Here is a 25,346-nt window from a genome sequence, read left to right as displayed (position 1 = left end):
TCTGGGACCTGGTGGAGGTTGACCCATGAAGCTTCGTCGTCGTGATGTGTTGAAGGCAGCAGCGGCCGTGTCGGGTGGGGCCGTCCTCGGCCTGCCGGGCCGCGCGTCCGCAGCGTGCGAGGCGAGCCCGACAGTGGTCGGTGCGATCCGCTGGGATGCCTGGGTGGGCAGCGCCTGGCACGTCGGCAGCACGGTGAACCGCACGCTGTCGCCAGCGAAGTACCAGTTCCGGTTGCCGTACTACTCGATGATCACGGTGCCCGCCCGTCTCCTGGTCGACCAGAGTTTCGACGCGGAGACGACCGGTGCGGCCCCGGCGGGGTGGACCGTTTCCGCAGCGGCCGGCACGAGTGTGGCGGTGGGGGTCACGTCGGACCGCACCGGCAAGAGTGTGCACCTGCACGACGAGTCCACGTCGGTGATGGCCTCGATGACTCATTCCTTTGCCTCACAGAGCCATGCCGTGACGATCGAGTTCGACTGGAAAGAGACGGTCGCGGGCAAGTGGGCGCGGGCGTTGCTGGTCGACGGCTCGACCGCCGCGATCGATATCGCGACCACCTCGGATGCCAGCGGCAAGCGCCTGACCATGCGTGCGCCGGACGGGACCTGGAAAGTCATCCAGGCCATCGCCGACGACACCTGGTACTCGATCAAGGTGATCGCCGACCCGGCACCCCCGCAGGAGACGCCCTGGGTCGACGTCTTCGTCGACGGCGTACGACGGATCAGTCACGCACCGCTGCTCGTGGCGGGCGCGACGTTCGACAGCCTTGCCGTTCGCACCAACGAGACGCTGACCTCGGACCTGTACGTCGACAACGTCCGCGTCTCGGTGACCGAGTCGGTCAACGCCGACGGAGCCAACCAGACGGTCATGGATCAAGAGATCCAGTACGCGGCCGCCGCCGGCATCGACTACTGGGCCTTCCTGTACTACCCCCAGGATCCGCTGTCGCGAGGCAGGAAGCTGTACCTGTCCAGCGCGCACAAGAACGACGTCAGCTGGTGCGCACTCCTGGACGGCAACTTCATGGGAGCGTTCGACACGAATCTGGCGGAGCTGGCGACACACTTCGGCGAATCCAACTACCAGAAGGTCCTCGGCGGCCGCCCGCTGCTGTATTTCTTCTCCGATGCCACGGCCGACCGCGTCACCAAGGTACGGGCCAAGGCGGCGGCGGTCGGCGTCGCGGATCCGTACATCGTCGTCATGGGCTGGACAGCCCAAAGCGCCGCGGACCTGAAGACGTTGGTCGGAGCTGATGCTGTCAGTAGGTATGCGACCGGCGGGACGAACGGCGTCTCGTACGCAAATCTCGCCGCGGCCGAGACCGGCCTGTGGACCGACTATGCGACGGCGGGCGGGCAGGTCGTCCCGACGGTCTCCACCGGCTGGGACAACCGCCCGCGCTACGACTATCCGGTCTCCTGGATCGCCGACTACACGCCGCTGAAGGACAATTGGGTGCAGCAGGCAACGCCCAACGAGATCGCCAGTCATCTCGGCGGAGCAATCAGTTGGAACGGCACGCATTCGGCGAACGCACCGGCCAACACAGTCATCATCTACGCCTGGAACGAGTTCGACGAGGGCGGCTGGATCTGCCCGACTCTGTCCGAAATCAGGGACTCCGGCCGCCCTCTCCGCCTCGATGCCATCGCCGGAGTCGCCCGCACAGCAAAGCGCCGAAGCTGACGTCAGGCGCGGGCTTTGCCGAAGTACATGAGCTCCCAGAGCGCGTCGTCGACGTGGTTCTCGGTCAGGGTCTCGCCCTCGTAGTGTTCGACGCGGACCTCGCCGACGAATCGCAGGTAGGCGCCGTCGAAGCCGGCGAGCTTCGCGGCGGCCTTCTTCGGGCCTGAAAGTTGGTCGGCGAACTTGACCTTCGACAGGTCCGCGTGGCGGGTGTAGGTCACGACGTACCTGTCGTTGTCGTCGGTGTACGTGTACCGGGTGACGTTCGCGACCGGCTTGCCGGTCTCCGTGTCGGTGTAGGGACCGAGCTCCTCGAAGGTCACCTTCGACTTGTCGTCCGCGATGAGCTTGCCGTCACGGGCCAGCATGAACACGGGCAGCGTCGCGTACCCGTACTGCTTCTCCGCGGTGATGTACGACGCGATCACCGAGTACGGACCCGCCGATCCGCGAGCCCAGTACCAGTGGTGCATGAGCTTCAGCATCAGCGTGTTGCCCCAGTTGTGGTCGTGGTACCCCACCCCGGTCGTGGTGCTGGTCTTGCCACCGACGCTGTACGTCGCCTCGACCCTGCCCTCGGGCACCGACGGAAGCCAGGCGAACACCTGCTGTCCATCGTCACCGAAGAGCCAGTGGCCTGACTCCGGACGCCAGGCCGGCACCTGCCCGGTCAACGTGACGTCGACCTCGATGTCCTCGACCTTCGCCCGAATCGTGTAGGTGTGCAGATCGCCGGCGAAGACGTTGTCGCCGATCCGGACGTCGCAGGTGTCGGTCGAGGCCGTAAAGGCGTCCGCGTCGAACTCGGCGAGCTTCTCCAGCGTGGTGCCGTCCGTGAGCGTGAGGTCGATCCGGATCATCGGTGCGAGCGGCTTGTCGATGGCGGTGAACTCCTTGGTGAAGAACACCACGACGAGCTTCACCCCGTCGTCCAGGTGAGCGTCGAAGTACCACCACTCGTAGCTGCCCGGCCCCCCGTCGGTGCGCAGGCCGTCCTCGTGGGGCTTGATCGCCCCGGCCTCGATGCCGAACCGGGCGTAGTCGGCGCTGGTGTTGCCCATCCTGGCGGGAAGGGTGTGGTCACGTGCCATCGGTCTTCTCCTTGGGGCCACGGTGCTGTACTTTAATGTCCAGTTGGATATTTAATCCCAGCATGCCCCCGCCCCCCTGGTCTGGGCAAGTCTGGGGCCGGACGGAGGACAGTGAGCGTCCAGAGTCGAGGCCGCGGCCGCCCGCGGGCCGGAGACGAACTCGACGTCGGCCCGCTCCTGCAGGGAGCCCTCGAGGCTTTCGCGGAGAAGGGGTACGACGGCATGTCCGTCCGTGACCTGAGTCGGCGACTCGGTATCAGCCACGCCCTGTTCACCGCGCGGTTCGGCTCCAAAGAGGGTCTGTGGTTCGCGGCCATCGACCACGCTCTGGCCATCGCGCGGGACTCGTGGCAGCAATTGGCCGGCGACCCCGAGCTCGACGACCTGGAGGCGCTCCGCCAGGCCATCGTCGCCCAGGTGAGATTCTCCGCCGCACATCCGGAGGTGCTGCGAATCATCGCCCACGAAGGCGCGATCGACAGCCCACGCATCCACTACGTTCACGACCGGTTCGTCAAGCCGCTGCGTCCGCTGGTCGAGCGGCGCATCGACCGGCTCGTCGCCGCCGGCCGGCTGCGTCACGTGCCGTACGCGACCGTCCACTACCTGGTCGTCCAGGGCGGCGGCGCCCCGTTCGCGAGTCCCGTCGAGACCGCCCTGCTCGGCGGGCCGCCGCGGTCGGATCCAGACGAAGTCCGCCGGCACGCGGAAGCAGTGGCCGACATCCTCATCGCCGGCCTGACCCCCACACCAGCCTGAGACACAACCGGGAGTTTCAATGTCTGTCAATCAACGGTCCGACCGGACCCGGTGGGCGATGTGGGCCCTGACCGCGGTCATCCTCGCAGGCCTGGTCGTCTCGGCGTTCGCGCCCGGCTTGAGGCTGCCCGTGATCGTGGTGCAGGTCGTCTTCGTCCTGGCCCACGGGGCGCGGCGCTACGGCTGGCGCGCCATCGCGGTGTTCGTCGTGGCCGGGCTGGTGATCAGCAACATCCTGGAGAACCTCAGCATCCAGACCGGCTTCCCGTTCGGCCACTACCACTACACCGGCGGCGGCAAGATCTTCCAGGTCCCGTGGTTCATCGGTCCGGCCTACCTGGCCACCGGCTACCTCGCGTGGATCGTGGCCACGATGCTGCTCGACGACGTACGACGCAGGTCACCCTGGCTGATCACGATCGGGACTCCCGTGATCGGCGCGTTCGCGATGACCGCCTGGGACCTGGCCTTCGACCCCACCGCGTCGACCATCAAGCAGAACTGGATCTGGGAGAACGGCGGCGGCTTCTTCGGCGTCCCACTCGTCAACTACCTGGGATGGACCTTCACCGTCTACCTGTTCATGCAGGTCTTCGCCCTCTACCTCCGCAGCCGCGCACTCCCATCCACCCAACAAGAGCGGACCCCCAGCGACCTCCAAGCCGTCCTGCTCTACGCGGCAACCACCATCTCGTTCTTCGTATTACTCGGCACCGGCGACCACACCACCGTCACCGATGCCACCGGAGCCACCTGGAACACCGCCGACATCTACGAAACCTCAGCCCTCCTGGCCATCTACGGCATGACCTTCATCGCCCTCCTAGCCACACTCAACCTGGCCCGCCGCCACTACACCACTTCCCTAGCGAGCGCTATAGAATAACCCCATGAGGACAGGGCGGCCGCGGGGGTTTGATCGGGGGGAGGCGCTTGAGCGGGCGATCATGGTGTTTTGGGAGCATGGGTATGACGCGACGTCGATTGCGTTGTTGACTGAGCGGCTTGGGATTGGGACGCCGAGTTTGTATGCCGCCTTTGGGAACAAGCGGGAGCTGTTCCTTGAAGCGCTCAACCGGTATCTGCAGACGTACGGCGGATTCAGTGGGCGCGCGTTGGCCGAGGAGCCGACCGGCCGTAAGGCGGTGGAGCGGGTGCTGCGCGAAGCTGCCGCGGCCTACACCGGGGCCGGCCACCCGCCTGGCTGCCTGTTGCTCACAGCCGCCACGAACTGTTCACCGCAATCGTCCGACCTCAAGCAGCAGCTCCGGGACATGCGCTCCCAGAGCCTTGGTGCCCTCGAAGCGAAGCTGCGGGCCGACGTCCGGGCCGGAGCACTCCCGGAGTCGACCGACCTGCACGCGCTGGCGACGTTCTACTCGACGGTCATCCAAGGCATGTCGGCCCAGGCACGCGACGGCGCGTCGCACGACGACTTGAACGCGGTCGCCGCCGCGGCACTGAAAGCCTGGCCGACAAAACCTCGACGAGCGAAGTAGCCGGAGTTACGGATGGACCTGGGACCCGAAGCCCAGGTCGAGACGGACGGACTCGAGGATGAGGAACGTCGTGGTCGCCGTGTAGACGTCCGCCGCGGCAAGCACCCCGAGATACTTCTTGATCACCGGCTCCGACGCGTACCGGACCTGTGCCGCCTGGTACTCCTTCACCGCCGCCCAGGCGTTGTTCCCGTACTTCGCGAAGTACGGCGTCGGATCGACCGCGGCCAACGCCTGCTTCACGCCCGCGATGATGTCGTCGATGTACTGCCGGTACACGACCATGTCCTGCCGCGTGCCGAGCCGGCCGATATGACCACCGATGTAGTGCTTCCACGGATACGACAACGCCTTGGCCGGGGCCGCGATCGAGCCGGGCACGTCCTCGTTGATGTTGAAGAAGTCGAACGGCACCCACCCCGGCAGGTTGACGTCGACCAGCATCAACGTGTCGTGGTCGGGGAGGTGGATGTAGATGTTGTCCGGCGTGTGGTTGGTGCCGTGATAGGCCAGCTCGATCCGCTCTCCCCCGACCCGCAGCGTACGGCGGTTCTCGAAGGTGACATCGGGCACCGGCCTGGTCGGATCGTTGTCGCGGGCAAGCAATCGCTTGTTCTCGGTGTGGCCGATCCGCGTGACGTGCTTGCCGAACAGCGACGAAGCCCCGGTGTGGTCGGCGTGGTGGTGTGAGTAGACGAGGTGGGTCACCTTGTTCGACACACCGTTCTCGGCCGCGATCTGGTTGATCGCACGCTGCAGGTTCTGACCGATCGACGGTGGCGCGTCGAACAACACGACTCCGTCCTTCGTGGTCAGGAACGCGGCCTGGTACGTGCTGTCGGTCACCCAGTAGAGGTTCTTCTTCACCCGGCCGACGAAGAATCCCTGCGCGTTGACCGCGGGCCCCAGCGCCGACGGCGGGATCGGCGCGTAGTCCGGCAGGGTCTCGGCGTTCGCGGGCAGCTCCCCGAGCATCGGGACCATGGCGGCCATCGCGGCACCACTGGCGAGGAAGGTACGACGATTCGTAGACATGACAGTCCTTTCCGAACTCACGCGCCGTACGTCGGCACGATCGCGCCGCTCACGACTGCGGCGGCATCACTGACCAGGAAGGCGATGACCTCGGCCACGGCCTCCGGTTTCACTGCGTGGGCGAGTACCTCGGGCGGGAGGTACGGCCGGTTCTTCTCGGTGTCGAGCAGCGCCGGCGCGACCGCGTTCACGCGAATCCCGTCCGGCCGCAGTTCGAGGTCGAGGACGCGGACGAGGTGCACGAGGGCGGCCTTGCTGACGGCGTACGTCGTCATCCCCGGCGCCGCCTCGAGCCCGGGACGAGCCGCGACGTGCACCACGGCGCCCGCACCGCGCTCACGCATGTACGGCGCGACCGCCTGCGTCAGCCAGAGCGCGGCGCCGGCGTTGACGTCCAGCATCAGCTGCAGATCCTCGGGTGTTGCCTCGAGCGCGGAGCCGAGGTGATAGGTCCCGAGGGTGTTCACCAGGATCTCCGGCGGACCTGCGGAGGCCGCGATCTGGTCGACAAGGCTCTTCGCGGCGGCCGGATCGGTCGCATCACCGACCTGCTGCGCGATCCCGTCCGGCAGGAGCTTGAGCCCATCCGCGTTCCGATCCACACCGACGACGGTGAAGCCCGCACCGGCCAGCTTCGCGGCGGTCGCGCGACCGAGCTCACCGCCGGCACCGACGACGATCGCGACCCGGGCGCTCATGGGTGCACCTGCGATCCGCCGCCGAGATCGAGCCGGATCGACTGCAGGATCGAGAACGTCGTGGTCGTCGTCAGCGCTGGTACGTCGGCAGCCCCTAAGACGCCGGTGTACTTCGCGATGATCGGTGTGGCGGCGACCTCGGTCACCGCATCGAGATAGCCGACGACCCCGGCCCACGCGTTCGCGCCGTACCTGATGAAGTAGGGCGTTGGATCGACCGAAGCCAGCGCGGCGTGCGAGCTGTCCACGATGTCCGCGATGTACTGCTGATGCAGGACGACGTCGTCGCGGCGCCCGAGCTTGCCGAGATGACCGCCGACGAAGTTCGTCCAGGAATACTCCATCGCACGGTCCGGAGCCTCGATGTAGCCGGGCACGTCCTCGCTGAGGTTCAGGTTGTAGATCGGCACCCATCCGACGTTCACGACGTCGATGAGCATCAGCGTGTCGTGGTCGGGGAAGTGGATGTAGATGTTGTCGGGCGAGTGGTTCGGCCCGTGGTACGCGAGCTCGACCCGTGAGCCACCGACCTCGAGCGTGTAGTTCTCCTCGAACGTGACCTCCGGCGCCGGGCGCGCCCGGTCGTTGTCGCGCTGGAGCAGTCGCCGCGTCTCGGTGTGCCCGATCCGCACGACGTCGCCGAACAGGTACGACGCACCCGCATGATCGGCGTGGTGGTGTGAGTACACCAGGTGGGTGACCGTGTTCGGCAGATTCTCCGCGGTGGTGATCTCGTCGATCGCGCGACGGAGGTTGCCGCCGATGGTCGGTGGCGCGTCGAACAGCACGACGCCGGCGGGCGTCGCCAGGAACGCGGCTTGGTAGGTGCCGTCCGTGACCCAGAACAGGTTGTCCTGAACGCGACCGACGGCGTAGCCGTCCGCGTTCAGCGCCGGACCGAGCGCGGACTCTGGTACCGGAACGTAGTCCGGCAGTTGCGGCGCGCCGTCGGCGCCGGAGGTGGACATCGCGGCTTCTCCTTCTGATCGGAGGCGATCTGTGCGGCTCCAGACTCGCCGCCGGGCCGATTGCCGGTCGTCGCCTGATTCCGGTGATTTCCGCGGGTTAGGCTGACCGGGTGTCCGGACGAACTGGCGCAGCCCCGCAAGGGTTGGTCGACCGCCACGACCTGATCGCAGCGCTCGACCGCGCCACGGCGAAGCAGGTCACGATCGTGTCCGCGCCGGCCGGTAGCGGGAAGACATCGCTGCTCCGCAGCTGGTCCGAGCACACGCCCGTCCGTACGGCGTACCTGTCGATCCGGCCCGATCAGTACGACGCCCAGCTGTTCTGGCTCGCCCTTCTCGCGGCCGTCCGGGCAGCGACCGGTCGAGCCGACGGCGCTCCCCGCCCGCCCGGATTCAACGGTCCGGCGGCCGTTGACGCCGTACGGTCCGAGCTTGCGGGCGAAGAGCTCATCCTGATCATCGACGACCTGCAGGAGCTCAATTCCGCCGAGGCAACCGCCCAACTCACCACGCTGCTGACGACGTTGCCCGCGGGAGTTCGCGCCGTCGTCGCCACCCGTGGCGAGTCAGGGCTGCGACTGCAACGGCTACGGCTTGCCGGTGAGCTGGCCGAGATCCGCGGTGCGCAACTGCCGTTCACCGAGGCGGAGACGCGCGACCTGCTCGCCACTGCCGGCATCACGCTCTCGGACCGAGCGATCGCCGTACTCCAGGACCGGACCGAAGGCTGGGCAGCCGGACTGCGGCTCGCGATCCTGTCGCTTGCCGGCCATCCGGATCCCGAGCGGTTCGTGGCCGAGTTCTCCGGCACCGATCGGACCGTCGCCGAGTATCTCCTGGCCGAGATGCTCGACCATCAACCGCCGGAGGTGCAGCGACTCCTGCTCCGCACGTCGGTGCTGGACCGGGTCAACGGCGAGCTGGCGGATCTCCTCACCGGCACCTCCGGCTCCGAGCGGATCCTGCTCGCTCTCGAGGACGCCAACGCATTCGTGGTGTCGCTCGACCACGAGCGGACCTGGTTCCGTTACCACCATCTGTTCCGGGACCTGCTGCGGTTGGAGCTTCGCCGGACCGAAGACGTCCATGAGTTGCATCGGGCCGCGGCCCGATGGTTCGCGGGCCATGCGGACGTTGCGGAGTCGACGCGGCATCTGCAGGCGGCCGGCGATTGGACCGCGGCGGCTCAGCTGTTGACCGATCACGCCCTCAGCCTCACCCTCGACGGCGAAGCAGCCACGGTCGCCGCCTTGCTCGGCTCCTTCCCGAACGGCGCCGAGCCGCGCGGCCTGGCGCTCGCGCACGCCGTCGCCGAGCTCAACCGCGGGCGCCCGGACGAAGCGACGGCCTACCTCGAGGTCGCCAGAACCGATCTCAGCGAGGCTCCCGCCGACCGTCGGCACCGTCTGCAGACCACGATCGCCGCCCTCGACCTGCTCGGGGCCCGCCTCAGCGGAAACTTCGACGGTGTGATCGAACGAGTCGACGCGTTGCCCGCACCCACCAGCCTGTCCAACGCGGACGTTGCCCTGAGCAACGATGCGCACGCGACCGCGCTGCTCAACCTCGGGGTCACGTCGGCCTGGTCGCTCCGGCTGCCGGAGAGCGAAAAGTTCCTCCTGCAGGGTGTCGAAGCGGCGCGCGAGATCGGCCGGCCGTACCTCGAGGTCGCCTGCCTGGCTCACCTGGGATTCACCGCCACCCGCGACTCGTCGGCCCGGGCCCGCAGGTACTGCGAGGACGCGATCGAGCGGGCGACCCACTACGGCTGGGCGGCCGAGCCGGTGATCGCCCCGGCGTACATCACGCTCGCCGGGGTCCACAGCTGGACCGGCTCGTTCGACGAGGCCGAGCGGTGGCTCACGCTGGCGCGGAACGTCGTACCGGTCGGGGCCGAGCCGGGCACCCAACTGCTGCTCCACTTGGCCGCTGCGACCCTGTCAGCAGGACGACAACAGCACGAGGACACACTGGCCGAGCTGATCACCGCCGGCCAGGTGCGCATGGCCGGCAGACACGCGTTGGCCGGCCGGGTGCTCGGCTGGACCATCGAAACGCAGGTCCGCCTGGGGCAGCTCGCCGAAGCCCGCGCGGCTCTCGCCGCCATTGACGACGGACTGCTGTCCACCGGTGAGCTTCGCAACGCCATCGCCGTACTCCGTCTCGCCGAACAGCGACCGGCCGAGGCTCGGGCCGAGCTCCGCAGTGTGCTCGACGGCACCGCACCGAGCAACCCGGTCCTCACCCTGATCGAGTCCAACCTGCTCGACGCCCTCGCCGCTCGGATGCTCGGGGACGACCCATCGGCACGTGCCGCGGCCGAACGAGCACTGCAGCTTGCCGAGCCCGATCGCAGCCTCCTTCCGTTCGTGATGACCGGCGCGGCGCCGCTCCTCGCCGGACTTCCGACGCACGGTACGACACATGCTGCGCTCGTCACCGACATCCTCGACGCGACGTCGGCCCGCGCGGCGGTCCCGTCGACCGTGGAACCGCTCAGCCGCAGTGAACTACGCGTGCTGGGTTACTTGCCGACGAACCTCACGCGCCCCGAGATCGCCGGCAAACTGTCGGTCTCGCTGAACACCGTGAACACGCACATCCGCCACATCTACACGAAGCTCGGCGCCACCGACCGTTCCACGGCCGTGCAACGCGCCCGCGAACTCCGCCTCCTGTCAGCCGCCCGCGGCTAGCTCAAGCAGGTGTTGGTACGGCGGGATCGAGCAGGCCTGCGGACCGGAGATCGGCCCAGAGTTCGGCCGGGATCTCCACGCTGAGCAGGTCAAGATCGGCATCGAGTTCGTCCACCGTCCGCGCGCCGATCAGGACGGTAGACACCCGTGGATGCGCCAGCGGGAACCGTAGTGCAGCGGCCGCCAGCGGTACGTCGTACCGCCGGCAGATCTCCTGGATCGCCACGGCCTTGGCGACGACCTCGCTCCCAGCGGGAACGTAGTCGAACGACGCCCCTGGCGCGGGATCGACGAGCACTCCGCTGTTGAACACCCCGCCGATCACGACGGAGACACCACGCTCCTCGCAGGCCGGCATCAGATCCGCCAACGACGACTGGTCCAGCAAGGTGTATCGACCCGCCAGCAACACAACATCCAGCTCGCACGAGCGCACGAGCTCCGTCAGCGGCGCCGTGGTGTTCATCCCCGCACCGATCGCGCGCACCAGCCCGGCCGCACGCAGGTCGCGAAGCGCCGCGTACCCGGTGGATGCAGCCTCGGCCAGATGCTGATCGGGATCGTGCAGCAGCAGTACGTCGAAGCGATCCAGCCCGGTCCGCTCGAGACTCTCCTCGACCGACCGCCGGATGCCGTCGTAACTGAAGTCCCACACCGGGCCGACGGGCGGAACGTCTCGATAGAACGGCACCCCGTCGTGGTACTGGGTCTCGTCCCGCGGAGCGTCCTCGCGCAGCAATCGGCCGACCTTCGTCGAGACGATCAGGTTCTCCCGATCGACCTTTGCCACTGCACGACCGACACGCATCTCCGCGAGGCCATGCCCGTACAGCGGCGCGGTGTCGAGGTACCGGATCCCTTGGTCCACAGCGTGATCGACGACCGCAATCGCGTCCTCGTCGGTGAGTGCCTGCTGAAAGTTGCCCAAGGCAGCAGTGCCCAGACCGATACGCGGCACCGACAGCTCGGTCCGGCCGACTCGGACGGTGTCGTCATGCATCCGCGGTCCGCCCGCCCACTCCACGCACCTGCCACTTCTCGCGAGCGACCTTACGCACTGCCGTCGACGCACCCGGAGTCTGCGGCCGCTCGGCGAACCCGTCGTTCACCACGCTCCGCGACTCGAACACCTCCTGCGTCCACGGGATGAATTCCAGCAAGGCCGGACTCTCGCTGAGGACCACGCCGGCCAGGTGCTGGTGGACCTGCATCATGTCCCCGGCGTGCGGCACCAACCGCAACCCGCGCGCGGCCGCATGCTGAGCGACCTGCAACCACTCGGTCACACCACCCAGCCGGGTGACATCGGGCTGCACAACGCGGATCGCGTCCGCATCGATCAGGCTGGTGAAGGCGTGGTACGAATACACGCTCTCGCCCGCCGCGACATCGACCGTGCCGACGGCCTGCAGCCGACGATGCGCGCCGAGATCGTCGGCGTGCACCGGCTCCTCGATCCAGTCCATGCCGGCTTCCGCGAGTACCGGCATCATCCGTTGCGCGGTGGAGAGATCCCAGCGCTGGTTCGCATCCGCCATCACGGTGATGTCCGGCCCGACAGCTTTCCGGACGGCGCGGATCCGCGACGCGTCCTCGCGCCAGTCCGGCGTACCGACCTTGATCTTGACCCGCCGCCAGCCGCGGTCGATCAGCGAACCGAGGTCGCGGACCACCTCGGCGACGCTCAGGTTCAGCCAGCCGCCGTCGGTGTTGTACGTCTCGATCGGATCGGCCGAACCGCCCAGCAGCCGCCACAACGGCACTCCCGCGCGCTGAGCGGCGAGATCCCACAGCGCGATGTCGACCATCGACAGCGCCATGTGGACGACGCCGGCCCGACCGATCCAGTGCGTCGGCAGCCAGTAGAGGCGTTTCCAGGTGCCGAGGATGTCTTCCGACGACGCGCCGACCAACGCGGGCGCGTAGTACCGATCGATCACCTGGCACAACAGTTCGGGGCCGGTGTGTACCCCGGAGATGCCCGTACCGACTCTCCCGTCGGCCGTCCGGATCTCGACGACGGGGACGATCCACGACTTCAGCGCGGCCGTGGAGTCGGCCAGCGGCTGCGCCAGCGGGACGGCGAGCGCGTACGTCTCGACCGAGACGATCACATTGCCCTCCTCCCCCGGCGCGAGATCGTTCCGCGCCGGCGACAACACGCCCAGCGCTTCCTCCGGTATGTCGAGTTCCACTCGGCGCCCCTCCGTCGCTGGCTGATTCGGCACCGCCATTCAGACATGCCGGACTGCTCCGGAACAACGCCGATGTACGAATACAGGGATTTCGTCCGACGAATACCGATCGGCGCCGCCCCGGAGTCCGGCTGATAACGTCCGAATCAGTCGAAGTGCGGAGGATGCGGTCGTGATGGACGTCGAGCTGTCCTGGCTCCGTACCTGGATCGAGGTGGTGGACTCGGGCGGGTTCGCCCGGGCGGCCGCACGTCTGCACCTGTCCCAGCCCCGGGTCTCGGCCCGGGTCGCCAGCCTCGAGCGCGCCCTGGGCTGTGTCCTGATCGAACGGCGGATGCGTCCGCTCACCCTGACCGACGACGGCAAGCGGTTGCTTCCCCGGGCCCGGCTGATCGTGACCGAACTGGACGACACCGTCTCCGACTTGCGCGCCACAGCCGGATCGCTGTCCGGGAAGCTGGCGATCGCGAGCTTCGCCAGCGGGAGCTCGGAGTTCCTTCCCGGCATCCTCAAACAACTGCGCACCGCCAACCCTCTGCTCGAGATCGCCGTCCTCGACGGCGACGTCGACATCAGCGACGAGTGGCTCGCCGACCGGCGCGCGGCGATCGCGCTCCGTCCGCTCCGGCCGGAGCCGGCCGAGCACACCTGGATCTACCGCGGCCTGTGGCGCGAACCGTTCGTCGTACTGACGCCGCCCGGCCACCCGATCCTGGCCATGGACACGATCGGCCTCGACGACGTGGCGGCGTACCCGATGATCACGATCGGCGATCCGCTCGGCGACCCCAGCCTCGGGTACGAGGCGTGGTCGGCGATGCAGGCGAGCCGGATCGAACCGGCCGGCGGCATCGTCTCCCACCAGCCGACCACGCTGGCGGCGATGGTCCGGGCCGGGCACGGCATCGGCCTCATCAACGGGCTCGCCGCGGCGATGGTGCGCACGGACGGACTGGAGGTGCGGCAGGTGGACACCCCGCAACTCCATCGCGACGTCGGCCTGTGGTGGACCTCGGAGCGTCCGCTCAGCCGGGCCGCGCAGGCCTTCGTGGACCTCGTCCTCGCGGCGGACCGCCCGGCCGGAACCCTGCCGATCCCGACCTGAGCGGGATACCAGCCTCCTATTCGCCGGACGAATACTGTCGATCCGGAATGCGTCGTTGCACCGGTACGGGCGGGCATGACTGAATGTCCACAAGATTAATTCCGTGAGTCGTACCGAATTCGCAGCCGGTCATTCCAGAAATCGGCTCGCCGCATTTGTTCCGCGAAGGAGCTCACCGTGGTGACACTCGCCGCCGCCACGCGGTCACGCACGAAACGAGTCACCGGCCCGGCCCACCGGACCGACGGGAAACTGGCCCTCGTCCTCATTCTTCCGGCCACCGTGGGGTTCATCGTCTTCGCCGCCGTACCCGTATTTCGAGGTATTTACCTGAGCTTCACGAGATTCCGGATCCTGACGCCGGCGACCTGGACCGGGCTGGACAATTACCGGCGGTTGCTCGGCGACTCCGTGTTCTGGAGATCGCTCGGCACCACCGTCGAGTACGTCGTCCTCTCGGTCGCCCTCGGGCTGGCCGTCTCGCTCGCGACGGCGGTCATCATGCACCGGCTGACGCGATCGAGTGTGATCCGCGGGATCGTGCTCCTGCCTTTCCTGGTGTCGGGTGTCGTCGCCGCGCTGATCTGGCAATGGATGCTCGATCCCGGGCTCGGCATCGTGAACGTGGTCGTCAAGGCGGTCACCGGCCACGAGGTGCTGTTCCTCGGCTCGCAGGGCTGGGTGATCCCGACGCTGGCGTGCATCGGCGTGTGGAAGTCGATGGGGTACAACGCGATCCTGATCTTCGCCGGGCTGCAGACGATCGCGCCGCAGATCTACGAGGCCGGCCGGCTGGACGGTGCGACCGAACCACGGATGTTCCGGTACCTCACGCTGCCGCTGCTGCGGCCGATCATGGCGATGGTCGCCGTCCTGACCGTGATCAGCTCGTTCCAGGTCTTCGACCTCGTGGCCGTGACCACCAAGGGCGGCCCGGCGAACGCCTCGAACGTCCTGCCGCTCTACATCTATGCGAAGGGCTTCAACGAGTTCGACTTCGGCTACGCGCTGACCATGTCGATGGCGCTGTTCGTGCTGCTGCTGGCGATCACGTTCGTGCAGCTGCGGCTCCTGCGGGCCAACGAATCCGACACGAACTGAGGGCGCACCAGTGAAGCCATCCATCGGCAGGACCGCGGCCTGGATCTACCTGATCGGGTTCCTCGTCGTCACGATCTTCCCGTTCTACTGGATCGTCCGTACGGCGTTGTCCAACAACTACGCGCTGCTCGACCACCCGTCGTCGCTGCTCCCGGTCGACCTCACGCTCGGTCCGTTCGAGCGCGTGCTCGGACTGGCCACCCGGGAGCAGGCCGTCGCCGAGGGCGGTTCCGGGGCGACCATCCAGCTCGGCCTGTACCTGCGGAACTCGGTCATCTACGCCACCTCGCTGACCGTGCTCGTCGTCTTCTGCTCGCTGCTCGCGGCGTACGCGTTCTCGCGGCTGCACTGGCGGGGCCGCGATCTGGTCTTCGGCGTCTTTCTCAGCGCGCTGATGATCCCCGGCATCATGACCCTGTTCCCGAACTTCGTGCTGATCCACGATCTGGGTCTCACCAACACCTTCGCCGGGCTGATCCTGCCCGGTGCGTTGTTCTCCGCGTTCAGCATCTTCTTCCTCCGCCAGTTCATGCTCGGGCTGCCGACCGAGATCGAGGACGCGGCCCTGATCGACGGCCTCGGCCGGCTCCGGCTGCTGTTCCGGATCACCGTCCCGATGAGCCAGGGACCGATCACCACACTGGCGCTCCTGACCTTCATCAACGCCTGGAACGACTACTTCTGGCCGCTGATGATCGCCGGCAACTCCGACGTCCGGCCGCTGACCGTTGCCCTCGGCGTCTTTCAGCAGGCTTCACCCCAGACGCAGCCGGACTTCGCCGGCCTGATGGCGGCCACCCTCGTCGCCGCGTTCCCGATGCTCCTGCTCTTCCTGCTCTTCGGCCGGCGGATCGTCGACTCGATCGGCTTCACCGGACTCCGGTAGCCGGCCTCACTCCGAACCTCTAAGGGGAAACGGTGCACACTTCTCGACTCACCAAGGCTGTCGCCGCGACAGTCGTCGTACTGACCGCTCTGGCCGGCTGTTCGAAGGACGGCTCCGGCGACGCCGGTGGCGCGACCACCGTCAACTGGTGGACCTGGTCACCGGACCAGGCGATCGCCTACCAGCAGTGCATTCCGGCGTTCGAGAAGGCGAACCCGGACATCAAGGTGAAGATCACCAACTACAACGTCAGCGACTATTTCACCAAGCTGACGGCCGGCTTCGTCTCCGGTGACGCCCCGGACGGGTTCATGAACAGCGTGACCTTCCTGCAGTCGTACGCCGGGCAGGGACAGCTGCTCGCGCTCGACGACTACATCAAGAAGGACAACCTCGATCTGGGGCAGTACGCGATCGGGGCCGAGGGCTGGAAGTACAAGGACGGCAAGCAGTACGCGCTGCCGATGGACTGGGCCACCGGTGCGCTCTACTACAACAAGGATCTGCTCGCCAAGGCCGGCTACACCGACAAGGACGTCGCGGCGCTCAACTGGACGCACACCGACGGCGGCACCTTCTGGAAGATGATCAAGCATCTGACGGTCGATGCCAGCGGCAAGCGCGGCGACCAGCCGGGCTTCAACCCAAGCACCGTGAAGACGTATGGCCTCGGCAACCTCGAGTCCACCGGCGACCCGTTCGGCCAGAACGCCTGGGGTTGGCTGCTGCCGAACGACGGCATCAACATTCCCGACAAGCAGCAGTGGGCGACCGTCTTCAACTACAACGACCCCAAGGTCGTGCAGTCGGTCCAACTCGTTCGTACGCTCGCCAACGACGGGTTCACGCCGAAGCTCAACCAGTTCACGACCGCGAACAGCCAGCAGGTCGGCTCCGGCAAGGTCGCGATGGTTGTCGGCGGTACCTGGGAGGCCGCGACGTACGGCGGGCTGAAGGGCACCAAGGTCGGTACGGCGCCACTCCCGGCCGGCGCCGACGGCAAGCGGGCGCTGATGACCAATGCCAACGGCAACAACATCTGGGCCGGGAGCAAGCATCCCGACCAGACCTGGAAGTGGGTCAAGTACCAGGAGAGCGAGGACTGCCAGACGACCGCGGCGAAGTACAACGCGTCGCTCTTCCCGTCGATCGCGGCATCGATGAAGGCACTGGCCGACCAGCAGACCGCGAAGGGCATCGACTTCTCGGTGTTCAACCAGTACCTGACCAGCGGTGCGCTCGTACCGTGCCCGGTGTACAACAACGGTGCCGCGCTGACCAACGCGATGACTCCGCAGTTCGAGGCGTACTTCACCAACAAGGCCGACGACAGCATCTTCGCGAAGATGCAGGACCAGAGCCGTACCCTGCTGGCCGAAGACAAGTAGCCGATTCATGCTGACCCCATCACCTACGCCCGACCAACAGCCCGTCACCCCAGCAGGCGAACTCTGGTACGACCAGAGCGGCGAACGCTGGTTCGACGCACTCCCGATCGGCAACGGCCGGCTGGGCGGCATGGTGTACGGCGGGCTGCCGACCGAGCGGATCGATCTGTCCGAGTCGACGGCCTGGTCCGGTGGGCCGTCGACCGCCGACCTCGATCCGACGGCTCGAGAGCACCTTCCGCACATCAGGAAGCTGCTCTTCGCAGGTGATTACGCCCAGGCTCAGCAGTTGGCCGCCGACCATCTGCTGGGCACCCGGGCCTCCTTCGGCACCAACCTGCCGCTTCCACACCTGTGGCTGACCTTCGATCACAGCAACGCCACCGCCTACCGACGAGCGCTCGACCTGGACCGAGCCCTGGTGTCGGTCGCCTACGAAGTCGACGGGGTCCACTTCACCCGGGAGGTGCTCGCATCGCACCCGCACGGCGTGATCGCCGTACGGCTCACTGCGGACCGGCCGGGTGCGATCAGCTTCACGACCGGCCTCGCCGGGTCGGTGTTCCCGGGGCGGACGACCACCACGAGGACCGGGATCGCGTTCAGCGGCAGAGCGGTCGAGTCGCTGCACAGCGACGGCGCCACCGGAGCACTCGTCGAGCTCCGCGTCCACGTCGAGGCGCTCGGCGGATCGACTCGGCTCGGGGATGAGTCGTACGAGGTCGTCGGTGCGGACTCCGCCGTCCTGTTCGTTGCCGTCGGCACCGACTGGGACGGCGAGGATCGTGTCGACGACCTGGTGGCCGCGGCCGTCGCAGCCGGCTACGACGAGATCCGGACGGCACACGTCGCCGATCACTCCGGCCTGATGCGCCGGGTCTCGTTGCGCCTGGGTGATGGGCAGGACGCAGAGCCGACGGACCGACGACGGGAATGCCTGGCCGCCGGGCGGGTAGACGACGGACTCCTCGCGCTGTACTTCCAGTACGGCCGCTACCTGACGGTCGCCGGATCGCGCGCCGACTCGCCGCTACCCCTCGCCTTGCAGGGTCTGTGGAACGACGGCCTCGCCAGCAGCGCCTCGTGGAGCAACGACTTCCACCTGGACATGAACACCCAACAGAACTACTGGGCCGCGGAGTCCACGAACCTCGCCGAGTGTCACAGTCCCCTGTTCCGCCTGCTCCAGCGTCTCGCCGAGACGGGCAGGTCGACCGCGACCCAGCTGTACGACGCTCCCGGCTGGGTCGCCCACACCGTGACCAACGCGTGGGGCTACAGCGCCCCCGGCACCGCGATGGGGTGGGGCCTGAACGTCACCGGCGGCGCCTGGCTCGCCACGCACCTGTGGGAACACTTCGAGTACGGCGGAGACCAGCAGTTCCTCCGGGATACGGCGTACCCGGTCCTGCGTGGCGCCGCCCTCTTCCTGCTCGCGTACCTGACCGAGGACCCGGCCACCGGGGAGCTCGTCGCAGGTCCGTCCGAGTCGCCCGAGAACTGGTACGTCGCACCGGACGGCTCCCGCTGTTCGGTTGCCATGGGCAACACAGTGGACCGGGTGTTCGCCGCCGCCATCCTGACCGACTGCGCCGCCGCCGCGGAGATCCTGGCCGTCGACGCGGTCCTGCGCCGCCGGATCGGGTCGGCGCTGGCGCGGCTTTCGCCGTACCGGATCGGACGGCACGGCCAGTTGCAGGAATGGCTGCACGACTTCGAGGAAGCCGATCCCGCCCACCGGCACACCTCCCATCTGTGCGCGCTCTATCCCGAGCGCCAGCTCACGCCACGCACGACACCCGACCTGGCCCGCGCCGCGGAGGTCACGATCGACCGTCGGCAGACCGCGGCCGGCTGGGAGCAGACCGAGTGGGTCGAGGCCAACTTCGCCCTCTTCCATGCCCGCCTGCTCCAAGGCGACCAGGCGCTCAGACATCTCACGAGCCTCGTCACCGATGCGAGCGAGGCCAATCTCCTGAGTTACTCGGTCGGTGGCGTGGCCGGAGCCGCGCAGAACATCTACTCGTTCGACGGCAACGCGGGTGGGACCGCGGCAGTCGCCGAGCTGCTTCTCCAGTCCGACCGCACCGAACTCGAACTGCTGCCCGCCCTCCCCTCCACCTGGCTCGACGGCTCGGTCCGGGGCCTCCGCGCCCGCGGCGGCCTCACCGTCGACATCACCTGGGCGAACGGGCGTCTCGAGCACGCCACCATCTACCCGTCGGGCTATCCGTCGGGCGCCGCGACCCATCGCGTCCGGTACGGCGATGACGTCGCGGACCTGGTGTTCGTGGACGGGCAGCCGGTGACTCTGCGGGTGAATCACCGGAATCCGGTGATGTCCGACGCGGGTACCGGCGGCAAGACTCGCAGTGGTTCGCGGGCGAAGGGAGACCTTGGGTGAGTACTGAGCAGCGCGCGACGCTCGATGCGATCTTGCGGCAAGCGCCGTTCCCTCCGGATATCGGCGTCAAGGAGCAGCGGGAGCAGCTTCGCGCCTTGTTGTCGGCGCAGCCGCTGCCTGCTGACCTGACCGTCACCGCGGGCGAACTCGGCGGCGTGGCCACGGCCGAAGTCACCGTCGAGGGCATCGAACCGCGCCACACGGTCTTGTACTTCCACGGCGGCGTGTATGTGCTCGGCGAGGCGGCGCTCTCAGCCGACCTGGCGTCGCAGATCGGCCGGCGGATCGAGGCCAAGGCGATCTCGGTCGAGTACCGCCTCGGCCCCGAGCATCCCTATCCCGCCGCGGTCGACGACGCGGTGGCGTCGTACCGAGGCCTGCTGGACAACGGCGTCTCGCCCGCGGACATCGTCCTGGCGGGCGAATCCGCCGGCGGTGGGCTCGCGGTCGCCGTCCTGATCAGCGCCCGCGACCAGGGCCTCCCGTTGCCGGCGGCGGCGTACCTGATGTCGCCGTACGTCGATCTCACGCTCAGCGGGGAGAGCATGCGGACCAAGCGCGAGGCCGACCCGCTGATGAGCTTCGATGCGCTCCTCGCCCGGATCTCCGACTACACCGCGGGACAGGATGCCGCGCTCGGCCTCATCAGCCCGATCTTCGCCGACCTGTCCGGCCTGCCGCCCCTCGTCATCCAGGCCGGATCGCACGAGGTCCTGCTCGACGATGCCGTTCGGCTCGCCCGCCAGGCCGCGGCCGCTGATGTCGAGGTCACCCTCGAGATCACCCCCGGAGTGCCGCACGTCTTCCAGGCGTACCACGCGATTCTCGACGAGGGCGCGACGGCGCTGGACCGCGCGGGACGGCTGCTGGCCGGGCATATCGCCGAAGCAGCCGGCGTTGAAGATCAGCGAGCGATCGGAGCTTGACATGAGCGACTGGAACACCCAGAACATCGATGCATTCCGGGCGAACGACGGCAAGCTCGGCGGACCCTTCGAGGGTGCCCCGGTGGTCCTGCTGCACCATCGCGGCCGCAAGAGCGGACGGGAGTACATCGCTCCGACGATGTACCTCGCCCACGAGACCGACCCGGACACGATCTACGTCTTCGCGTCCAAGGGCGGCGCCCCGACGAACCCGGAGTGGTACATCAACCTCACCGCCGCCGGCGAAGGCGTCGTCGAACGAGGCACCGAGACCTATCCGGTGAAGGTTCACGAGATCACGGGCGCCGAGCGCGACCGCATCTACGGCATCCACGCCGGCCGGTACCCAGGCTTCGCCGAGTACGAGCGCCAGACCGCCGGCATCCGGATCATCCCCGTCCTCGAACTCAAGCGCGCTCAGTAGTCCGACCACACCCGCAGGCGGGTTCCTGCGGGTGTGACGGACGCTGTCTGGCGATCGTGCCCGGATTGGTGGTACAAAGGCGTCGTCAGCGTCCGCGTTGCCGATCGGCTGCGGACGGCCGTGAGTGGCTGGTTCACAGTCTGTTGAGGGGAGCGAGGCCCATGCGTCCTCCGGGCTCCCTCAAGCCGCTCACGATTCTCCCCCCTGGGTAACGCTTGCCCGTTCCGCCACCAGTGCTTGCACTCGGTGGCCATTGGCACGTCCCCAGGGTCCCGGCCGCCTCCGGCCCCCTTTCCCCCTCTCGTGGAAGGACAATCGATGGCGACATTCCGCGTCACCTATGCAACTCTCACCGCCGACAACGACGAGTTACACGCCGCCTACGAGCACGGCGTGACGACCGCACGCACCTGGCTCGGCAGCACCCTGACCGGTTTCGTGAACGGCGAGCCGACGACCGGCGAAGCGTTCACCCTGACCAGCCCGGGCGATCCCGAGCTGGTGTTGTGCACGGTTCACGCCGCGACGGCGGCCGAGGTCGACGCCGCGGTCGCGGCCGCGAAGGCGGCGGCTCCGTCCTGGTCGGACCGCCCGTGGCGCGAGCGCGTCGACGTCCTGCGCAAGGCCGCGGACCTGATCAGCGAGCGCTCCAACGAGCTCGCCGCGCTGATGTCACTCGAGGTCGGCAAGAACCGGCTCGAAGCGCTCGGCGACGTCGAAGAGTCGGCGGACCTGATCCGCTACTACTGCGACCAGTTCAGCAAGAACGACGGCTTCGTCCGGTCGATGGACCAGCTGTCCGATCGCGAGCTGACCACGAGCGTGCTCCGGCCGTACGGCGTCTGGGGCGTCATCAGCCCGTTCAACTTCCCGATGGCGCTGGCCGCGGGTCCCACGGGTGGTGCGCTCGTCGCCGGCAACACCGTCGTACTGAAGCCGAGCCCGCAGGGCAGCTTCACCGCGGTCAAGCTGTACGAATGCTTCCGGGACGCGGGCCTGCCTGCCGGCGTGCTGCACCTACTGCCCGGCGGCGACGAGGTCGGCAAGCAGGTCGTCGCCAACCCGCAGGTGGACGGTCTGACCTTCACCGGGTCGTACGCGGCCGGCATGCAGATCTACCGCTCGTTCGCCCATGACTACCCGAAGCCCGTGGTGTGCGAGATGGGCGGGAAGAACCCGGCGATCGTCTCCGCCAAGGCCGACCTCGCCACCGCCGTCGCCGGTATCGCTCGCTCTGCCTTCGGCTTCTCGGGCCAGAAGTGCTCGGCCTGCTCGCGCGTGTACGTCGAACGCCCGGTGTACGACGAGTTCCTGGCCGGACTCGCCGAGCGGGCCGGTGAACTCGTCGTCGGTGACCCGACCGCGCGCGACGTCTTCGTCGGCCCGGTGATCGACGACGCCGCCGTGGACCGGTTCCGCGCCGCGGTCGAGCACACCGAGAAGGCCGGGAAACTGGTTGCCGGCGGCAAGGTCATCGAGGGCCGCTACCTGCAGCCGACGGTCGTCACCGGTCTGCCGGACGACGACCGGCTGCTGACCGACGAGCTGTTCGTGCCGTTCGTCGCGGTCCAGCCGGTCGACTCGCTCGACGAGGCGATCACCCTGGCCAACGCGACCGAGCTCGGCCTGACGGCAGGATTCTTCTCGGCCGACGATGCCGAGGTCGACGCGTTCCTCGACCGGATCGAGGCCGGCGTCGTCTACGTGAACCGCGCCGCCGGCGCGACCACCGGCGCCTGGCCCGGCGTCCAGCCCTTCGGCGGCTGGAAAGGTTCCGGCAGCTCCGGCAAGGCCGGTGGTGGTTTGTACTACGTCCAGCAGTTCCTGCGTGAACAGTCCCGAACGGTGGTAGCCCGATGACGATCAACCAGCTCTCGACCCGGCCCGACTGGCTCCCCGCCGATCGCCCGGTGCCGGACCTGCGGACCGCGATCCCCGGCCCGCTGTCGGCGGCCGTCGTCGAGCGTGACCTTGCGATCACGAGCCGTTCGCTGCCCCGCGCGTACCCGCTGGCACCGCGTCGCGGCCACGGCTGTGCGATCGAAGATGTCGACGGCAACCTCTTCCTCGACTTCAACGCCGGCATCGCGGTCAACTCGACCGGCCACGCGCACCCGCACGTGGTCGACGCGGTGAAGCGGCAGGCCGAGGATCTGCTGCATTACTCCGCGAGCGACTTCTTCCTGCCGATCTACTCGGAGATGTGCTCGGCCTTGGCCGCGACCTCGCCGATCAGCGACCCGGTCCGGGTGTTCCTGTCGAACTCCGGCGCCGAGGCGGTCGAGGGTGCGCTCAAGCTGGCCCGGTACGCGACCAAGCGCCCGTACGTGATCAGTTTCTACGGCGCCTTCCACGGCCGGACGATGGGCGCTGTCACGTTGACCGCATCCAAGGCGAAGTACCACCAGGGCTTCGGGCCGCTGCTGCCGGGCGTGCTGCACGCGCCGTACGGCGACGACAGCACGTTCGAGCACCTGGAGAACGTGCTGTTCCGGTACCAGGTCGCGCCGAGTGAGGTGGCGGCGATCTTCGTCGAGCCGATCCAGGGCGAGGGTGGCTACATCGTCCCGCCGCCGGGGTGGATGGCCCGGCTGCGCGAGCTGTGCGACCGGTACGGCATCCTGCTGATCGCCGACGAGGTGCAGTCCGGCGCGGGCAGGACCGGCAAGATGTGGGCGATCGAGCACACCGATGTCGAGCCGGACGTGCTGATCAGCGCGAAGGGTCTGGCCTCCGGACTGCCGCTCGGTGCCTTCATGGCCCGCTCGGAGCTGATGGAGAGCTGGCCGGCCGGCGCCCACGGTTCGACGTACGGCGGCAGCCCGGTCCCGTGTGCCGCGGGCCTCGCCACGCTCGAGGTGATCGAGCAGGAAGGACTGCTCGACAACGCCACCACGATCGGGAAGATCCTGCTCGAGGGTCTGGGTGACATCAAGGCCAAGTTCCCCGACCAGATCGTCGACGTGCGGGGGGTCGGGCTGATGATCGGCGTCGAGTTCGGCACCGCCGAGCAGGCCGCCGCCGTCCAGCAGCGGGCCTTCGAGCACGGACTGCTCGTGCTCGAGTGCGGCGAGAGCTCGATCCGGATGTCGCCGCCGCTGGTCGTCACCGCGGCGGAGGCGAAGACGGCGCTCGACCTCTTCGCGGCAGCGGTGGCCGGGTGACCGGTCGGCTCTTTTCCCGTGCCCCTGGCAACGACCTCCCGGTCATTGCCAGGGGCAACGGCACTGAGTTGTTCGACACCGCCGGCCGCCGCTACCTGGACGGTGCCGGTGGGGCGATCGTGGTCGGCATCGGCCACGGCGTCCGCGCGGTCGCGGACGCGATCGCCGACCAGGCGGGACGTGTCGCCTACGCACACGGCACGGCCTTCACCTCGGCGCCGCTGATCGAGTACGCCGAGGCGCTCGGCCCGCTGCTGCCCGTCGACGACCCGCACATCTATCCGGTCTCCGGCGGCAGCGAAGCGGTGGAGACCGCGCTCAAGATGGCGCGGGCCTACCATCTCGCCCGCGGCGAGGACCGGTACGTCGTGATCGGCCGGCACGGGTCGTATCACGGCAACAGCCGCGGCGCGCTCGACGTGTCCGGTCGCGCCGGCCTGCGAGCGCCGTACGTGCCGTGGCTCGGACCGGCGCGGCACACGACCTCGCCGTACGAATACCGCTGCCCGTTCCCGGAGACGCATCCGGACGGCTGCGGCCGGCGGCACGCCGAGGCACTGGAGCAGCTGATCCTTGCCGAGAGCCCCGATCGGGTCGCGGCCTTCATCGCCGAGCCGGTGGCCGGTGCCGCGCTCGGCGCCTGTGTGCCACCGGACGACTACTGGCCGGCGATCGTCGAGGTGTGCCGGCGGTACGGCGTTCTCGTGATCGCGGACGAGGTGATGACAGGGTTCGGGCGCACAGGTCGCTGGTTCGCCAGTGAGCACTGGGGTGTGCGGCCGGACCTGCTCGTCGCCGCGAAGGGCGCGGCCTCGGGCTACTGGCCGCTGGGACTGGCGGTGAGTAGCGGCGAGGTCCACGAGACGATCCAGCAGACCGGGTTCACCCACGGATTCACGTACTCGCATCACGTGGTCGGCGCGGCCGCCGGTCTGGCCGTGCTCGGCGTACTGCAGGATCGCAAGCTCGTGACAGCAGCGGCCGAGCGAGGCGAACAACTCGCGGACGAGCTGCACGCCAACCTCCAGGGTCATCCGCAGGTCGGCGACATCCGCGGCCTTGGGTTGCTGCGTGCAATCGAGCTGGTCGCGCACGGCGATACGCCGTACGACCGGAAAGACCGGGTCGCCGAACGCGTCGTGCGGCGGGCGAAGGAACTCGGCCTCCTGCTCTACCACTCGACGGGCTGCGCGGACGGAACGAACGGCGACCTGATCCTGCTCGGTCCCCCACTGGTCATCACCCCGGCGGAGGTCACCGAGCTGGCCACCCTCTGCGCGACCGCGCTCCACGACGTCCTGGACTAGG

At 68.1% G+C, this 25,346-nt stretch carries 21 protein-coding genes; 15 read left to right on the top strand and 6 right to left on the bottom strand.

Going from position 1 to position 25,346, the window contains the following annotated elements; translation table 11 throughout:
- Nucleotides 1-25 precede the first annotated feature (25 nt).
- Nucleotides 26-1,699, top strand: a complete 1,674-nt coding sequence (locus ACWF4Z_RS05830) for a hypothetical protein (RefSeq protein WP_452241788.1) — start codon at nucleotides 26-28, stop codon at nucleotides 1,697-1,699.
- Nucleotides 1,700-1,701: 2 nt separating this feature from the next.
- Here the strand turns inward: ACWF4Z_RS05830 and ACWF4Z_RS05825 are convergent, their stop codons facing one another.
- Complete coding sequence (locus ACWF4Z_RS05825; RefSeq protein WP_452241787.1) at nucleotides 1,702-2,790, bottom strand: lipocalin-like domain-containing protein; 1,089 nt, start codon at nucleotides 2,788-2,790, stop codon at nucleotides 1,702-1,704.
- A gap of 111 nt (nucleotides 2,791-2,901) precedes the next feature.
- Between ACWF4Z_RS05825 and ACWF4Z_RS05820 the strand changes: the two genes are divergently transcribed.
- From ACWF4Z_RS05820 to ACWF4Z_RS05810, 3 genes are read left to right on the top strand one after another with little or no spacing between them, the layout of a single operon-like run.
- The gene (locus tag ACWF4Z_RS05820; RefSeq protein ID WP_452241786.1) at nucleotides 2,902-3,549 is read left to right on the top strand and encodes a TetR/AcrR family transcriptional regulator; all 648 of its coding nucleotides are present in this window, start codon (nucleotides 2,902-2,904) and stop codon (nucleotides 3,547-3,549) included.
- A 19-nt stretch (nucleotides 3,550-3,568) separates the two neighbouring features.
- Nucleotides 3,569-4,435, top strand: a complete 867-nt coding sequence (locus ACWF4Z_RS05815) for a carotenoid biosynthesis protein (protein WP_452241785.1) — start codon at nucleotides 3,569-3,571, stop codon at nucleotides 4,433-4,435.
- Nucleotides 4,436-4,439: 4 nt separating this feature from the next.
- Complete coding sequence (locus tag ACWF4Z_RS05810) at nucleotides 4,440-5,048, top strand: TetR/AcrR family transcriptional regulator (RefSeq protein WP_452241784.1); 609 nt, start codon at nucleotides 4,440-4,442, stop codon at nucleotides 5,046-5,048.
- A 6-nt stretch (nucleotides 5,049-5,054) separates the two neighbouring features.
- Here ACWF4Z_RS05810 and ACWF4Z_RS05805 read toward each other — a convergent pair whose 3' ends face one another.
- Genes ACWF4Z_RS05805 through ACWF4Z_RS05795 form a run of 3 tightly spaced genes read right to left on the bottom strand, consistent with a single transcriptional unit; the run spans nucleotide 5,055 to nucleotide 7,749 of the window.
- Nucleotides 5,055-6,083: an MBL fold metallo-hydrolase gene (locus ACWF4Z_RS05805; RefSeq protein ID WP_452241783.1), complete on the bottom strand. Its 1,029-nt coding sequence runs from the start codon at nucleotides 6,081-6,083 to the stop codon at nucleotides 5,055-5,057.
- 17 nt (nucleotides 6,084-6,100) lie between these two features.
- A complete protein-coding gene (locus tag ACWF4Z_RS05800; protein WP_452241782.1) occupies nucleotides 6,101-6,781 on the bottom strand; it encodes an SDR family NAD(P)-dependent oxidoreductase in 681 nt (226 codons plus the stop codon).
- Nucleotides 6,778-7,749 (bottom strand): MBL fold metallo-hydrolase, encoded by a 972-nt coding sequence (locus ACWF4Z_RS05795; protein ID WP_452241781.1) that lies wholly within the window; start codon nucleotides 7,747-7,749, stop codon nucleotides 6,778-6,780. The genes ACWF4Z_RS05800 and ACWF4Z_RS05795 overlap by 4 nt, the downstream gene beginning before the upstream one ends.
- 110 nt (nucleotides 7,750-7,859) lie before the next feature.
- Here ACWF4Z_RS05795 and ACWF4Z_RS05790 point away from each other — a divergent pair, with 110 nt between their 5' ends.
- On the top strand, nucleotides 7,860-10,445 hold the full coding sequence (locus tag ACWF4Z_RS05790; protein ID WP_452241780.1) for a LuxR C-terminal-related transcriptional regulator: 2,586 nt from the start codon (nucleotides 7,860-7,862) through the stop codon (nucleotides 10,443-10,445).
- 1 nt (nucleotide 10,446) lies between these two features.
- Here ACWF4Z_RS05790 and ACWF4Z_RS05785 read toward each other — a convergent pair whose 3' ends face one another.
- Together ACWF4Z_RS05785 and ACWF4Z_RS05780 are read right to left on the bottom strand one after the other, a co-directional pair.
- A complete protein-coding gene (locus ACWF4Z_RS05785; RefSeq protein ID WP_452241779.1) occupies nucleotides 10,447-11,445 on the bottom strand; it encodes an aldo/keto reductase in 999 nt (332 codons plus the stop codon).
- On the bottom strand, nucleotides 11,438-12,640 hold the full coding sequence (locus tag ACWF4Z_RS05780; protein ID WP_452241778.1) for a mandelate racemase/muconate lactonizing enzyme family protein: 1,203 nt from the start codon (nucleotides 12,638-12,640) through the stop codon (nucleotides 11,438-11,440). Before ACWF4Z_RS05780 ends, ACWF4Z_RS05785 begins: the two co-directional genes overlap by 8 nt.
- Nucleotides 12,641-12,815: 175 nt before the next feature.
- On the opposite strand from ACWF4Z_RS05780, the gene ACWF4Z_RS05775 reads away from it, so the two are divergent.
- The 10 genes from ACWF4Z_RS05775 (at nucleotide 12,816) to ACWF4Z_RS05730 (ending at nucleotide 25,345) form a co-directional block, all read left to right on the top strand.
- Entirely contained in the window at nucleotides 12,816-13,745 is a 930-nt protein-coding gene (locus ACWF4Z_RS05775) for a LysR family transcriptional regulator (RefSeq protein WP_452241941.1), read from the top strand.
- 177 nt (nucleotides 13,746-13,922) lie between these two features.
- Entirely contained in the window at nucleotides 13,923-14,846 is a 924-nt protein-coding gene (locus tag ACWF4Z_RS05770) for a carbohydrate ABC transporter permease (protein WP_452241777.1), read from the top strand.
- Between the two features lie 10 nt (nucleotides 14,847-14,856).
- Nucleotides 14,857-15,732: a carbohydrate ABC transporter permease gene (locus ACWF4Z_RS05765; RefSeq protein WP_452241776.1), complete on the top strand. Its 876-nt coding sequence runs from the start codon at nucleotides 14,857-14,859 to the stop codon at nucleotides 15,730-15,732.
- Nucleotides 15,733-15,764: 32 nt separating this feature from the next.
- Entirely contained in the window at nucleotides 15,765-17,120 is a 1,356-nt protein-coding gene (locus ACWF4Z_RS05760) for an ABC transporter substrate-binding protein (RefSeq protein WP_452241775.1), read from the top strand.
- A 7-nt stretch (nucleotides 17,121-17,127) separates the two neighbouring features.
- Entirely contained in the window at nucleotides 17,128-19,524 is a 2,397-nt protein-coding gene (locus ACWF4Z_RS05755; RefSeq protein WP_452241774.1) for a glycoside hydrolase family 95 protein, read from the top strand.
- Complete coding sequence (locus tag ACWF4Z_RS05750) at nucleotides 19,521-20,450, top strand: alpha/beta hydrolase (protein WP_452241773.1); 930 nt, start codon at nucleotides 19,521-19,523, stop codon at nucleotides 20,448-20,450. Before ACWF4Z_RS05755 ends, ACWF4Z_RS05750 begins: the two co-directional genes overlap by 4 nt.
- Nucleotide 20,451: 1 nt before the next feature.
- A complete protein-coding gene (locus ACWF4Z_RS05745; RefSeq protein ID WP_452241772.1) occupies nucleotides 20,452-20,874 on the top strand; it encodes a nitroreductase family deazaflavin-dependent oxidoreductase in 423 nt (140 codons plus the stop codon).
- 318 nt (nucleotides 20,875-21,192) lie between these two features.
- Nucleotides 21,193-22,734, top strand: a complete 1,542-nt coding sequence (locus tag ACWF4Z_RS05740) for an aldehyde dehydrogenase family protein (protein ID WP_452241771.1) — start codon at nucleotides 21,193-21,195, stop codon at nucleotides 22,732-22,734.
- Nucleotides 22,731-24,038 carry an aminotransferase class III-fold pyridoxal phosphate-dependent enzyme gene (locus tag ACWF4Z_RS05735; RefSeq protein ID WP_452241770.1) on the top strand — a complete coding sequence of 436 codons (1,308 nt, stop codon included), beginning with the start codon at nucleotides 22,731-22,733 and terminating at the stop codon, nucleotides 24,036-24,038. The genes ACWF4Z_RS05740 and ACWF4Z_RS05735 overlap by 4 nt, the downstream gene beginning before the upstream one ends.
- A complete protein-coding gene (locus tag ACWF4Z_RS05730) occupies nucleotides 24,035-25,345 on the top strand; it encodes an aminotransferase family protein (RefSeq protein ID WP_452241769.1) in 1,311 nt (436 codons plus the stop codon). The genes ACWF4Z_RS05735 and ACWF4Z_RS05730 overlap by 4 nt, the downstream gene beginning before the upstream one ends.
- Nucleotide 25,346: the final 1 nt, after the last annotated feature.

The organism is Kribbella sp. NPDC055071, assembly GCF_053608045.1.
Note: the sequence above shows the minus strand (reverse complement) of the source record. Positions and strands in the feature narration are given on the sequence as shown.

What these genes read in the sequence shown, in the direction of transcription:
- ACWF4Z_RS05830 (WP_452241788.1), top strand. Translation starts at nt 26, where the DNA reads ATGAAGCTTCGTCGTCGTGATGTGTTGAAGGCAGCAGCGGCCGTGTCG.
- ACWF4Z_RS05825 (WP_452241787.1), bottom strand. Translation starts at nt 2,790, where the DNA reads ATGGCACGTGACCACACCCTTCCCGCCAGGATGGGCAACACCAGCGCC.
- ACWF4Z_RS05815 (WP_452241785.1), top strand. Translation starts at nt 3,569, where the DNA reads ATGTCTGTCAATCAACGGTCCGACCGGACCCGGTGGGCGATGTGGGCC.
- ACWF4Z_RS05810 (WP_452241784.1), top strand. Translation starts at nt 4,440, where the DNA reads ATGAGGACAGGGCGGCCGCGGGGGTTTGATCGGGGGGAGGCGCTTGAG.
- ACWF4Z_RS05805 (WP_452241783.1), bottom strand. Translation starts at nt 6,083, where the DNA reads ATGTCTACGAATCGTCGTACCTTCCTCGCCAGTGGTGCCGCGATGGCC.
- ACWF4Z_RS05800 (WP_452241782.1), bottom strand. Translation starts at nt 6,781, where the DNA reads ATGAGCGCCCGGGTCGCGATCGTCGTCGGTGCCGGCGGTGAGCTCGGT.
- ACWF4Z_RS05795 (WP_452241781.1), bottom strand. Translation starts at nt 7,749, where the DNA reads ATGTCCACCTCCGGCGCCGACGGCGCGCCGCAACTGCCGGACTACGTT.
- ACWF4Z_RS05785 (WP_452241779.1), bottom strand. Translation starts at nt 11,445, where the DNA reads ATGCATGACGACACCGTCCGAGTCGGCCGGACCGAGCTGTCGGTGCCG.
- ACWF4Z_RS05775 (WP_452241941.1), top strand. Translation starts at nt 12,816, where the DNA reads ATGGACGTCGAGCTGTCCTGGCTCCGTACCTGGATCGAGGTGGTGGAC.
- ACWF4Z_RS05755 (WP_452241774.1), top strand. Translation starts at nt 17,128, where the DNA reads ATGCTGACCCCATCACCTACGCCCGACCAACAGCCCGTCACCCCAGCA.
- ACWF4Z_RS05745 (WP_452241772.1), top strand. Translation starts at nt 20,452, where the DNA reads ATGAGCGACTGGAACACCCAGAACATCGATGCATTCCGGGCGAACGAC.
- ACWF4Z_RS05740 (WP_452241771.1), top strand. Translation starts at nt 21,193, where the DNA reads ATGGCGACATTCCGCGTCACCTATGCAACTCTCACCGCCGACAACGAC.
- ACWF4Z_RS05735 (WP_452241770.1), top strand. Translation starts at nt 22,731, where the DNA reads ATGACGATCAACCAGCTCTCGACCCGGCCCGACTGGCTCCCCGCCGAT.